The organism is Pseudomonas sp. ICMP 10191 (assembly GCF_001467335.1).
Taxonomy (GTDB): domain Bacteria; phylum Pseudomonadota; class Gammaproteobacteria; order Pseudomonadales; family Pseudomonadaceae; genus Aquipseudomonas; species Aquipseudomonas cerasi.
The window spans coordinates 193957-207108 of sequence record NZ_LKGW01000102.1; the positions used below are offsets into that span (position 1 = coordinate 193957).

Here is a 13152-nt window from a genome sequence, read left to right on the forward strand (position 1 = left end):
AAACGCTGATAGACCGGTAGAGCGTTGTCGGGCAGGCAGGTTACTTGTGCAAGGATGGATGCTTGCGACGATGTTCTTGCAGGATGTACTGGCGCAAGCGCTCGGCATCGTCCTTGCCATGCTTGCTGAAATGATAGGCACCGACGTTTTGCCCGATCATTCGCTCCAGCTTGCCGCGCATCGGAATGGGCGCTTGACCCGGCGGGTTGAACCAGGCGGAAAAGTTTCTCGGCAGCTTGCCTTCCTTGCGGTACTCGAGCAACACACCCTTGAACGACAACTCATGAACCCAGAGTGCCGTCAATGCACCCTTTTCTGTTTCGAGAGGGATGGGTTCTTCCAGCACAAGCCGCCATGGGCGGATCTTCGGGCCTTCCTCGAAAATACTCGGCGCGCCGAGCTCCAGATGCAGTGCGTGGAATTCGTCCTCGACCAGATGCAGCGGGAAATTCATCTGCTGATTCTCGAACTGCGCATGGATCGTGACCTGCTCATGAGCGGCCAGTCGGGTCAGCAGATCCTGAATCTGGATGCCACCGTTGACCAGCAGGCTACGCGTACTGTCACGTACGTTCAGCTGAGGGTTGCGGTGCATGCTCTGGATAAAATCCAGCTCAGCCTGGGTGAGTAGTGAATCAGGTTGCATGGGCGGAGGCTCGGTCTAACCGGTTATTGAGAACAAAGACCATTAATTCCGTAATGTGTTCGGACCATTCATCATATTTTTTCATTCAAGTGTTTCAACTCTGCTGTGTTTCTCCGGGCATACCGAAGGCAGAATGGTCCGTAGAAAATTCAGACGGCATTCTAAGGCATAATGTTTCACTTTTTTAAGCTGCTGCAGGAATAACCATGAAAGTCGCCATCGTGTGTGGAACGGTCTACGGATCGGCCGAGGAAGTCGCCAGACACGCCGCTGCATTGTTGCGTGCCGCCGGCCATGAGACGCTCGTCAATCCCCGGCTCATGTTGCCGGAGCTGCTCGCCTTCGAGCCTCAGGCGATCCTGGCCGTGACATCGACCACCGGCATGGGTGAGTTGCCCGACAACCTCATGCCTCTTTATTCAGCGCTGCGCGACGGTCTGCCAGGCGAACTGCGCGGCTTGCCCGGCGCGGTGATTGCACTGGGCGATGCCAGTTACGGCGACACCTTCTGCGCGGGCGGTGAGCAGATGCGCGAATTGTTCGCTGAAATGGGCGTTACCGAAGTCCAGGATATGTTGCGTCTGGACGGAAGCGAAAGCGTCACCCCGGAAACCGACGCCGAGCCTTGGCTGGAAGCGTTCATCAAGCACCTGGGCTGAAAACATCGCGCGTCTTTATCGGGCATGATTCAGCACAGCAGTGTTGATTGTGGCTGTGCCGGACGTGGACGACACTCATCGCAACGTATTCCTGAGGCATGGAGCCAGCGATGAGCGAGTCAGTACGTTTTGACGATAAAGTCGTGGTTGTGACCGGCGCAGGGGGTGGGCTGGGTCGGGCTCATGCGCTGCTGTTTGCGAAACATGGCGCGCGGGTGGTGGTCAATGACCTGGGCGGTTCGGCGCATGGCGAAGGTGCCAGCGCGTCTGCCGCAGATCGCGTCGTCGCCGAGATTCGCGCGGCAGGCGGCACAGCGATAGCCAATCATGATTCGGTGACCGAGGGCGGCCACATCGTGCAGCATGCGCTGGACGCATTCGGGCGCATCGATGTGCTGGTCAACAACGCGGGCATCCTGCGTGACAAGACCTTCGCCAACATGCAGGACGCCGACTGGGATCTGGTCTATCGCGTCCATGTCGAGGGTGCTTACAAAGTCACCCATGCCGCCTGGCCTTACCTTCGCGAGCAGAACTACGGACGGGTGATCTTTACGTCATCGACGTCCGGTATCTACGGCAACTTCGGGCAAGCCAATTACGCGACGGCCAAGCTGGGGCTTTACGGGCTGACCCGCACCCTTGCGCTGGAAGGTCGCAAGAACCGCATCTTCGTCAACGCCATAGCGCCAACGGGCGGCACACGCATGACCGAGGGCCTGATCCCCGCTAATGTCTTCGAGCTGCTCAAGCCCGAACTGGTCAGCCCGCTGGTGGTGTACCTGTGCAGCGAACAATGTCAGAGCAGTGGCGACCTGTTCGAAGTGGGCGGCGGCTGGATCGGCAAGGTCCGTTGGCAGCGCAGTCAGGGGGCCTGCTTCGACCCGCAGACAGGTTTCAGCCCGCAAGACGTTGCGCAGCAGTGGCAGGCGATTGGTGATTTCGCCAACGCAGCGCATCCTGCCGACACTGGCGAAGCGTTGAAAGAGATGATGGTCAACCTGCAGAAGTACGTTAAATAACCCGCCTTTGCTAGCTGACGCAAGACGAGAGTGTTTGTTGAACGTGTGCGCATCTTTAAGCGGGTTGCTTAATTGTATATGGGAAGTTTCACTGTGTTATGTAAGAACTGTCTTTTTGCCCTGTAGGTCGAGTATGGATTTTTGCAGGTCTATTAATTAAGCATCTTCCACTCCGATATGAAGTTCGAACACATTCATATCTGGAGTAACACATGGCCAAATCAATATGGGGCGAACTTCCACCGGTAAGCGTCGCCGCGCCTCCTGAACGAGTCAAGGTCAAGAAGGCTGCGGCACAGGTAACCCAGGTGCTTCAGGAGGTGGGTGAAAATTCGATTGCGCTCAATGCGCTGGCGATGGAAAAGCGCAAGATGAAGCCGCTGTTCAAGGGCTTCAATCCCGAACAGATAACCCCCAAGGATCTCAACAGAGCGGGGATGATTTTATACAAGTTCGGCATGATCGATAATCACACCGCCGAGTTGATGAGTCGCGCAGGCGATGAGTTCGACAAGAAAGGCAAACTGGTCGACCCCAGCAAGGAAATCAACGCGCTGGAGTTTTTTGCCAATCGGATCATCGATATGAAAGAGAAGGCGCTGAGCGGCGATCCCTATGCCAAGGCGCTATTGCCTGATTACATCAGGACCATCCATATCATGCAGAATCTTCAGGTGTTTGCCGAGTCGGGCGACAGTTACGAGATGCGCAAGATCAAGGACATGGAAAACAAGGGGCTGATCAAAAGAACGCCGGATGCCAAGGGCTGAGGCAGGCTGCACGATATAACGCGGAGAGTATTAATCTGCGGGCAATAAAAAAGGCCGCTGCACAGAGACCTGCACGGCGGCCAAACAAAACGCAGGATCAAGGGAGCTTGCAAATCCACGTCGATTTAACGCGCGCAGGTTAACCGCCATCACGCGCCCGAAAAATCCCCGCACAGGATATGCAGCATTACCTGGCGGGTAACAATTCGCAGCGAATGAGCAGGTTGCTCAATGAACGCGGTGGTTTAACGGTAAGCGGCTCAGGCGCTCGGCAAGCTGGAGTCTTTGCATCGGGTCTTCACTGAGCAATAGCGCGCGTTCCAGATCGAAACGTTCGGCCTGCGGGCATTCGAGCAACTGATAAAGGCTGGCGCGGGCCAGGTGATCGCTGCTGGTGGCCTGGCCCAGTTCGACGATGCGGTCGGCATCCTTGAGCGCCGCAAGAACATTATCGTTGATCTGGTGCAGATGCCGCAGGTTGCGCGACAACCGTTGCAGCATGCTGGTCGGGGTGGCGCGAGTCATATGCTCGGCGCGCAGCTGCATGGTTGGGCCGAACTGCCTGATCAACAGCTCGCGGCAGTCAGCGGGATAGAGCCTGCGCCCGCTGCAGGGGTCGAGCAGATGATCGGCACCCGGCACGCGCAACAGGAAGTGACCCGGGAAATTCACGCCTTCCAGGGTAATGTCCAGGCGCCGTGCGATCTCCAGCGCAATCATTGCCAGCCCCAGTGGCTGACCTCGACGCTGCAGCACGATCTTGTGCAGAAGGGCCGAATCGGGTTTGGGAGGGTTCCAGTCATTCTGCTGAAAGCCCAGGGCATTGAGTTGCCGTAACAGCGGTTGGGCAAGTTCAGGCGCAGGCAGGACAGGCAGCGCTGAATTTATCTGGCGCTGCAACTGGGCCATTTCGCTCATTACCTCATGCCACTCGAAATGTGCGTCATGTTCGGTCGACACCCATAACGCAGCTTCAAACACCGAGGGCGGTGTCTGTTGCAGGCAGGCCAGGCAATGCTGACGTGGCGTCATGGACCACTCCGTGCGGCTCGAAATCCAGTGCGAAGACTCTTTGTAGCCCTGTGCGCGAATTTCGTCCAGCGCCACGTGTTTCTACTTGTTCAGGGCTTCTATCAGGTCGGGTGTCACATAGTGAGGACCGTCGAACAGGTACAGCGGATAGCCATCGAAAGCTGCAATCTGCGGTTTCAGTTCGGCCGCCGTTGCCGGGCGGAAGCCGCCGCCTACCTGCGGGCGAAAGGCTTCGACGATGATTCTGACGCGATTCTTGCCCAGCCGTTTGCGCAGGGCGTCGGCGTAGGTGCGGGCAACCGGAGCGGTGCGGGCATAGACACCCACACCATCCTGAAAGAACACACCGATATCGTCCGGCAGCCAGGTTTTCAGCCAGTCCGCTGTGGCGGCGGGCCCGATATTGGCGCCGTCGTAGACGCTGATCCACAGTGGTCTGGGCAGTTTCGCCAGCAGTGCCGGTAACTCCTTGGCACGACTCCAGCTGGGGTCGACCTCGGCGGGGAAGTACCAGCCGGTGACATTGAGCGGCGTTTTCACCTTGGCCAGTTGCGCCGAAAGCACCGCCAGCTGCTCGATATTGTCCCGCGAGCGGGTTTCGCTGAAGTACCCGGCCAGTCCGAGGATCACTTCCTGGGCCCACGGCTCCTTGCCGATCCGTGTCCAGTCCGGCAGCACCGGCACACTGGTCATCGGGGTGCCCGGTATGAACGCCTGATCATCGACCGCCGTCCACTGCACGAGCAATTGCCGTGCGCCGAGCCTGTCCCAGTTGCCGCTTATGCCTACCGTTGCGTTATCCGGTTGCCAGACGATGCCGACAACCCCCGGGCCCTGGGGCTGGATCAGCAGATACAGCTCGCTGGTGCCGAGGGCGATCGCCCCCACCAGCAGGGCGGCCACCGAGGTCTTGATCAATGTTGCCTGTCGCAGCAGTGCGGCCAGAGCCTTCAAACATTACTCCCTGATGGATGACGGGCGTGGATCACCACGAGAACGTCACGCGCGCGAAGACGCCTTCTGCACGGTCATCGCCAAATACCTTCTCGCGATACTGCACGGAGAAATCGACATACGACTGCGGTGCCTTGTATTTGTCTTCACGGAACCAGTAACGCACGCCCGTACCGACACCAAGACCGCCAGCGTTACCGGATGATGTGCTGCTACGGCCGAGGCTGTCGACTTCACTGCGCATCTTTGAATCGTAGTCCACTGCGGCGACTACGTGGGGAAACACCACCAGCCGCGGGCTGATACTGTCCAGACGGAAGCTGCGCCCGACCTGCCATTCACTGTTGAAATAGTTGCGCTTGTCCTGCAGATAGCGCCCGCCTTCAGCGTACAACTGCGAAGTCCACCAGCTCGGTACATCGACGCGCAGGTCGGTGCCGATGCTCGAGCCGTAGCCCAGGCGCACCAGCCAGTCGCCGTCGGCGTTCGAGTTGCCCAGCGGAAAGGTGCGTTCGAAGGCGCCGATCACGTTGACTGCGCTGAACGGTTTGACCCGGATACCGAGCGCGCCCTGCAAGGCGTCCGCGCCTGTGTCGGAGTCGCCTTCCTTGCTCCACAGCGTGTCGGTGACGCGTCCGTAAAGCTCGACGAAGCGCGCGTTACGGTAACCGAAGGGTCGCCAGAACACTTCGGTGCTGTTCTGCACGCTGTCATTGCTGCCGCCGGGCGCGCCGCTCAGGCCGCTGCTGGTGCTGGCACCGCGATAAGTCGTGGTATTGGTCAGGCCCCATTCACGGGACAGATCAGACACGGCGCGTCGGGTGTCGAACACCTGTTGCGCGGGCATCTGCAGATCGCCGGTCTGCTGATAATCGAGGACGCGTTTGAAATAGGCGATGGCTTGCGCATCATCCGATGTGCGCATCGCGCTGTAGGCGGCATCCTGTAGTTCGCGGGGCTTGAGACCGGACTGACGGTCGACACGCTTGAACGTATCCAGTGCGCCTTGATCATCGCCCGCCTGACTGAGGAAATAGGCAATCTGCACTTCATCGCCGGGTTGCAGTTCGCCCGCATCGCGAGCTTGCTGCAGACGTTGCAGTGCTTCACTCGGCTGGCCCATGGCGGCATACAACGAGGCCTGCTCACGCAGCGGCAGGTTGCCGACCGCCATTGCCTGAGCGAAGTCCTGACGTGCACCATCCTGATCGCCCAGGCGTTGACGCATTTGTCCGCGCTGGACGAGCAGGGTAGCGTCGTTACCATTCAGCGCCAGCGCTTCGGTGGCCGCAGAGCGCGCTTCGGCATACTGCCCTTGAGCGATCAATGCGCTGACCAGCAGTTTGCGGTAGGCCATCTGTTTGGGAAAACTGCGCACAGCCTCCCGCGCCTCGCTGACTGCGGTGTCGTTATCGCCGCGTGCCAATGCTTTATAGCCAGTGGCTGCCTTGTCGACCGCCACCTGCTCCTGAATCGCCTGCCGACGACGCGTCAGGACCTGTTGCGGCCCCAGTGCCTGCTCGGCCTCGTTGATCGCTGCCTGCGCTTCGTCCAGACGCTGCTGACGTTGCAGCGCCTCGATCAGCATCATGCGGTAATCGAGATTCTTAGGTGCCTGGGCAATGGCCTTGCGTGCATGACTGGCCGAGCCGTCGTAGTCGCGGTTGGCGTAGGCACGCAGCGCCTGATTGCCTTCCAGGTAGCCAGGCTTGGGGCGCGCCTTGGGGAAGCGGGCCGGGTGATCGCGGCGGTATTTGTCACGTTCTGCCAGGGCAATCAGATCACGCAACTGATCGGCATCCGCACGCTGACGCAACGCTTCGCGCGCCTTGGCGATGGCCAGGTCGTAGTCCTTGCGGTTGTAGGCCATGTAGGCTTCGTTGGCGATGGCATAGGCGGGTCCGGTCAACGGCAAGGGTAGTGTTTCCGCCTGGCTGAGCGGTGCAACAAGACCCAGGCCGCTCACCAGCAGCGACAGGATGAAGGGGCGCTTCATAGTGGCTGCTCCGTTTGATCGTCAGATCGGTAATGGTTGTGCTGACGTGCCACAGCCTGTTCGATGGTTTCTCTGGACAGCACGCCGATGTCGACCAGGTAATCGCCGATCCGGCCATGCACATGCGGGCGGTAGCCGAGCATGGCTTTCTGGAACACTTCGCGGTCCAGCAGGCCTTGCTCGATCAGCAGATCGCCGAGCAGTGGCGCTCTGGCTGGAAGCGGCTGACCCTCGACCACCTGAAGCTGACGCAACTGCGCGACGATGTCGCTTTCACGGGCAATCAACTGCACCGGCTCGGCACCCAGTTGCTCGGTAATCTGTTGCAGACCATCAGGCGGCAGCGGGCTGGCCACGGCAATTTCCTGGCGACCCAGCGCATTCATTTGCAACGGCACGACACGCCAGCGCAGGCAGAACTCATCGGCCAGCACATCGTTTGTCGCACGTTTGCCGGCAATGTCGAATACCCGTGGCAGGTCGTTCTGAAAGGCGATGGCCTCAGCCAGGGTTTCATCGTCGAGCCAGCCGTGGCTAAGCAAAATCCTGCCCAGCGGCAGCTGACGGGTCTGTTGTTCAGCCAGTGCGGTCTGCAGTTTTTCGTCGTTGATGGCTTGCCAGGACAGCAGCACGCTACCCAGGCGGCGTGGCGCTACGGCAATCAGGTCGGAAGACGGAAAGTCATGCATGGTCTTGTCCCAGACCAGCTTGCGGTTGAGCACCTTGCCCACCAGAAACATCCGCCAGGCGCGCGCTGCAGCCATGAAGTTGACGAAGTTGCCGACCACCATGCGCGGTATCGACAGCAAACCGTGCTGCCAGCCGTAAAGCACGGTAGTGAAGTAGCAGCGGTGCAGGATTCGCCATAGCAACGCGATGCCGTTGGCCACCAGCAGGTACTGAATCAGACCTGTGGTTTCAAACGGGGTCGGAAAGCTGGTGTTCCAGAGTCCGCTGGAGCGCAGCACAATCAACGCCAGCAATTGAATGAGGATAAAGTAAGCGAGGATGCTGACGAACGATGTCACCACGCCCTTACGATCTCGGAACAGCAGGTAACGGTTGGCCAACGAGCCAGTCCAGCCCATTTGCTCCCAGCCTTGCAAGCCGATACCCAACGTCCAGCGCGCCTTTTGGCGAAAGGCGGTGCGGAAGGTGTCCGGGAAGAATTCGCGCACGCACAGCGGCATTTCCAGCGTCGATTCATAAGGCTTGCGGAACCAGGACTTGCGCAGCACCCGAAATTGCACCGGAAAGCGTACGAAGATCGCTTGCATACCGTACTTAGCCAATCGCGCGCCGACGTCGTAGTCCTCGGTCAGGCTTTCGGTATTGAACGGCTGGTTCTGGTTTTCATCCGCCAGCACCATCAGTGCACGCCGCGAGAAGCAGGTGCCGACGCCAGCCGAAGGCACGGTGTCAGTCATGCTTTCGCGTACCACCAGATCCTTGCCGTGCCATTCGGCAAACTCGTCCATGTAGGTGCCGGCCACCCATTCGTACCAGTTGCGTTCCAGCGACACGACCGGCAACTGGATCATGTCCTTGCGCGGCAGCAGGTAATTGAACAGGCGCAATTCAAGCGGGTGCAGCACGTCTTCGCTGTCGTGCAGGATGGTCCCGGCAAACTGTACGGCGTGAGTCTTTTCGTACAGAAAAATCGCCTGGATCACCCAGTTCAGACAGTCGGCCTTGCAGGTGGGGCCGGCGTGCGGCACCTCCACGCGGTGCAACTGCTTGTAGCGGCGACGCATCCGCTCCACTTCATCGATGGTGCGCTGGTCGTTGATGTAGGTGCCGACGAACACCACGTAGTTCTGATAGTCGAGCGTCGACACCATGTTTTCGATCATCGGCGCGATGACGTCGTATTCCAGCCAGGCCGGGACCATGATTGCCAGCGGCTGCTCGTCGCGGGCAATCAACTGCTCGGCAGTCAGTGGCCGGTAGCGACGTTCGGCGGTGAACTTGCGGTACAGCCGCCGCGACCAGTACCAGATATCGATGAACAGGTCATCGATACTCGATACCAGAATGATCAGCCCGACAACGATCGTCGCGACTTCCAGCACGCTGTAGTAATGGGCCAGCCAGTAAGGCCAATAGAGCGACGTCATTGCGGCGGCCTGTTACGAGCGATTGCGACGGGCGCTACGGCCAGCCAGCAACAGAATGAGAAAAAGTACGATGCCGGCCGGGATCAGCCACAGCAGCGATGGTTTGCGCCAGGCGTCGATGCCGGTGCTTTCCTCCTCCTCGATCATCTGGCTGCCGGTCGGGTCCTTGGCGTCGAAGGTGGCGATCGGGCCGCTGTCAGCCAGCACCGCGGCGTTGCCACGTTCCAGCAGTAACGGACGTTCGAAAACCGGGGCCTGACCGCCCAACGAGCGATAGACCATGCCGTGCTGGCCGCCGGCTTCGATCACTTGCAGCGAAGCCAGGTGGTTGAGCGACTTGAGGTCGAGCAGCGTCTGTTCTTTGTGGTTGATCAGCAGGTGCCCGTCGTTGCTGGCCTTGACCGACTCGGCCCCGTCCTTGACCGGCAGTTCGAAGGCCAGGAACGCCTTGGCCGGTGTCACGGCGACGCTGGCGTCATCGCTGACGCTGAGCTGTGCACGCAACGGCGAGACGCCGGAAGCGCTGGCGATGCGGATGACTTGCGGCAGGCTGCTGGCTGGGCGCTCAAGGTAGCCCTTGGGCACCATGATCTGCGTGTCGGTGGCGAAGCGTGCCGCCATGCCCGAGAAGTTTTCGTCAGGCGTGACCTTGTCCAGCACGATGTGGCTGGTCGGCAATACCGAAATCGGGAACGCTTGCGGCGTTTCCAGGCATTGGTTGCTGACCGGCTGACGCTGGAAGGACACGCGCAGGACGTTCTGCGCCGCTAGTGCGTACTGCGGAATGCGGGCTTCGATGCGCTCTTTCTTGCCATCGGCAGTCAGTTGCATCGCACCGATCAGGTAATCGTTGAGGAACAGCGTGGCAACCGGTGGTGTACCCGATGCGCCCGGGGCGGCAGCGATATCGATCATCGCAGTCACCGGTACGCGACCGTCATAGGCAACGCTGCCCAGCGGGAACGAGGCGCTCCAGTCGGTTTTTGCCAGCACATCCACCGTGCCGGGCTTGCCGCCCAGACGGGTCAGCGCGACGCGACCATCTTCGCTCAGCGGCATGGCGGCTTCTTCGCCAATGGTCAGCTGACGATTGCGCGCCAGTTTGTTCCACGCCGAACTGAACAGGCCAATGGCCTTGTTGGCCGACTCCGGCTTGATCATCAGCAGCGCACGATTGCCCAGCAGGGCCAGGCTCACGTCATCCCCGGTGCTGTTGGCGAGCGGCTTCTTGATGTGACGCTCGCGCCACTGGCCCAGTGCGCTGGCCGCCGAAGCATCCAGACCCTGCACCTGCGCCTGGAGAGCGTCCATGGCGTCGTCGATGGCCTTGAGCAGCTGTGGATCGCTGATCGCCAGGTCGGCCTGCAACGCAGGTGTCTGGCCAAGCATCAACAATGCACCGATTTCCGCCGGGTCGCGCAGGGTGTACTGGCCCTTGCCTTCGAGCCCTGCAAACGCCGGAATCTGCTTGAGTTCCGCTGGAATAGTCAGGCCGCTCAGGTCCACGCTGTCCTGCACCGCAGGAAACGGCAGGATGCGTGCCTGCTTGCCGATGCGCTCCAGCGCTACGCCCAGACGCCAGGCGGCATCGTAGCTGGCGTTCGACAATGTGCCGGGTGCGACCAGCAGGCCGGGTTTGCCGGGCAGTGCATTCCATACCGCGCCGACGTCCTGCAACTGGCTGGCGTCATAGCTGTACGTCAGGCGCGTGTGCGGGTCGATGCGCAACACGTTGCCGATCGCACGTTCGTCTTCGCAAAGCACTTTCGAGATCACCGACGACCAGGCGATCCCCAGTCGTACCGAACCGCTTTCCCGTGCTGCCTTGTCGACACCCAGCGTCGCGCTGGCATTGCCCTGTTCTTCATTGAGGCCCAGCGCGCGTACCGGATATCCGTCCAGCGACAGCAGCAGCGTGTTGCGGCCAGCCTCGCCGTTCAGGTAGCTGGCATCGAAATTCAGCGTGGCCTCGGTCAATGGCACATTGGCCGGCACCGGCAGGTACAGTTCGCGGCGTGCGTCGGTAGCATTGAGGATGATCGGGCGATCGATACCCAGCTCCCTCAGCTCAATCACGCGCTCCTGGCGATTGTCGGCAGTGATTCGGTTGATCGCCTGGGTCAGGGGGCTTTCGGCAGCCAGGGCGAATGCAGGCATCAGCGCCAGCAGGCTCATCCCGCAGGCAAGTACGCCAAACGCGCCCATGTTTACGGCAACGGAAGATTTCATCGTGCAGATCTCGGTAAAGGCTCAAGGCCATTGGGTCTTGATACAGGCTGCCGGTCTGCTACAACGTTTTTCGGGCACTCGGTCTGAACCGGGTGCCCGTATCGTTTGCGGACTGCTTCCTGCGGATTGTTTTAGGGTTTGTTTGCGCTGCCTGCGCGTCCTTTTTGCTAACTGGCCATCGAGCGCAACTCTGCATGTTCGTGCTGAGGCTTGATTCGCGTATCCAGTTGCATGTCCACCGGGTCCTGGCGCTGACGCGGCAGCTCGGCGACAAATTCATCCACCGGACGGCCCATCAGGGCATCGACGATCCGTGAGCTGGCTTTGCCGTCGCCATAAGGATTGGCTGCGCGGGATGCGTTCTGCCACAGGGCGTCGTCGTCAAACAGGGCGTTCACGCCGCGAATGATGGCGTCCGTTTCGGTGCCCACCAGGCGCACGGTCCCCGCTGCGACCGCTTCCGGGCGCTCGGTGACATCGCGCATGACCAACACCGGCTTGCCCAGCGACGGCGCTTCTTCCTGCACGCCACCGGAGTCGGTGAGGATGACGTGGGCACGTTGCATCAGGCGCACGAACGACAGGTAGTCCAGCGGTTTGATCAGGTGCACGTTGGGCAGGTCGCCCAGGTGCTCGGTCACCGGCCCCAATACGTTGGGGTTCAGATGCACCGGGTAGACGATCTGTATGTCGTCACGCCTGGCGAGTTCGCCCAGCGCCTTGCAGATGTTGAGGAAGCCGTCGCCGAAGTTCTCACGGCGATGCCCGGTCACCACCAATACCCTGCGCTCGGGCACCAGGAACGAAAACTGGCGATCCAGGGCATGACGCAACTGGCGATTGCTGTCGATTCGCTGGGCCGTCAGGTGCAGGGCGTCGATCACGGTGTTGCCGGTCACGAACGAGATGCCCTGCAGGCGTTCGCCCAGCACGTTGCGGCGCGACTCGGCGGTAGGCGCGAACAGATGATCGGAAATCAGATCGATGCAGCGACGATTCATCTCTTCAGGCCACGGCTGACGGATATCGCCGGTGCGCAGACCGGCTTCGACGTGGCCGATGGGGATGCGGCGATGAAAGGCCGACATGGCCGCCACCATCGCTGATGTGGTGTCGCCATGAACCAGCACCTTGTCCGGCTTCATCTCGTCCAGAATCGGGTCGATCGCCGCGTAAAGCGCGGCCGTCAGAGAATTCAGCGTCTGATCCGGGCGCATCACATCGAGGCTGTAGTCGGCTTTGAGCTCGAACATGTCCAGCACCTGTTGCAGCATGCTTTGATGCTGCCCGGTAATGCAGATTCTTGAGTCGATACCCGGCTCTGCAGCCAATGCTCTGACCAGGGGAGCCATTTTGATGGCCTCCGGACGAGTACCGAAAATGGAAAGGACCTTCATTCTGGGGTGCAGACCAGCCATTATTTCCTCCCGCGCCTTTAGCGCGCCGCACAGCAGCAAAAACCAGGCTGAGAACAGCTTGGTGAGACTGCGAGTTGATGAGTTTCTCGGGCGGAAAGATCGGAGTTTGTGGCTCGATGTTCACTTCAGTGTGAATGTAGCAATATGCCTTGTTACCCGGAATTGTCGGGATTATTAGCAGAACAAGATAATAAAGCAAAACGTTTTATTAAGTATTTTTCAAAGTAACAATGGGTAGGAACTTTAGTTTTTCACCACGGTCAGTACAGGGTTGTATTTTTTGAAAAAAGGCGCTTAGGCCAATGAATG

General features: G+C 59.9%; 10 protein-coding genes. 3 read left to right on the plus strand and 7 right to left on the minus strand.

Annotated features, from left to right (window positions below; all coding sequences use genetic code 11):
- Positions 1-40 precede the first annotated feature (40 nt).
- Positions 41-646: a hypothetical protein gene (locus tag AO388_RS09805; RefSeq protein ID WP_003365472.1), complete on the minus strand. Its 606-nt coding sequence runs from the start codon at positions 644-646 to the stop codon at positions 41-43.
- A 206-nt stretch (positions 647-852) separates the two neighbouring features.
- On the opposite strand from AO388_RS09805, the gene AO388_RS09810 reads away from it, so the two are divergent.
- From AO388_RS09810 to AO388_RS09820, 3 genes are all read left to right on the plus strand, one after another.
- A complete protein-coding gene (locus AO388_RS09810) occupies positions 853-1305 on the plus strand; it encodes a flavodoxin (RefSeq protein WP_003433653.1) in 453 nt (150 codons plus the stop codon).
- A gap of 110 nt (positions 1306-1415) precedes the next feature.
- A complete protein-coding gene (locus tag AO388_RS09815; RefSeq protein ID WP_003433651.1) occupies positions 1416-2327 on the plus strand; it encodes an SDR family oxidoreductase in 912 nt (303 codons plus the stop codon).
- A gap of 212 nt (positions 2328-2539) precedes the next feature.
- Positions 2540-3097, plus strand: a complete 558-nt coding sequence (locus tag AO388_RS09820; protein ID WP_003365464.1) for a hypothetical protein — start codon at positions 2540-2542, stop codon at positions 3095-3097.
- Positions 3098-3325: 228 nt separating this feature from the next.
- On the opposite strand, the gene AO388_RS09825 is transcribed toward AO388_RS09820, so the two are convergent.
- From AO388_RS09825 to wecB, 6 genes are all read right to left on the minus strand, one after another.
- Complete coding sequence (locus AO388_RS09825) at positions 3326-4129, minus strand: SirB1 family protein (protein ID WP_003365462.1); 804 nt, start codon at positions 4127-4129, stop codon at positions 3326-3328.
- An 81-nt stretch (positions 4130-4210) separates the two neighbouring features.
- Entirely contained in the window at positions 4211-5083 is an 873-nt protein-coding gene (locus AO388_RS09830) for a hypothetical protein (protein WP_003433649.1), read from the minus strand.
- 31 nt (positions 5084-5114) lie between these two features.
- Complete coding sequence (locus AO388_RS09835) at positions 5115-7079, minus strand: NfrA family protein (RefSeq protein ID WP_058416378.1); 1965 nt, start codon at positions 7077-7079, stop codon at positions 5115-5117.
- Positions 7076-9196 (minus strand): glycosyl transferase family protein, encoded by a 2121-nt coding sequence (locus tag AO388_RS09840; RefSeq protein WP_003433646.1) that lies wholly within the window; start codon positions 9194-9196, stop codon positions 7076-7078. The genes AO388_RS09835 and AO388_RS09840 overlap by 4 nt, the downstream gene beginning before the upstream one ends.
- 12 nt (positions 9197-9208) lie before the next feature.
- A complete protein-coding gene (locus AO388_RS09845) occupies positions 9209-11425 on the minus strand; it encodes a cellulose biosynthesis cyclic di-GMP-binding regulatory protein BcsB (protein WP_032609504.1) in 2217 nt (738 codons plus the stop codon).
- 167 nt (positions 11426-11592) lie between these two features.
- On the minus strand, positions 11593-12843 hold the full coding sequence (wecB, locus tag AO388_RS09850) for a non-hydrolyzing UDP-N-acetylglucosamine 2-epimerase (protein WP_003365455.1): 1251 nt from the start codon (positions 12841-12843) through the stop codon (positions 11593-11595).
- Between the last annotated feature and the right edge of the window lie 309 nt (positions 12844-13152).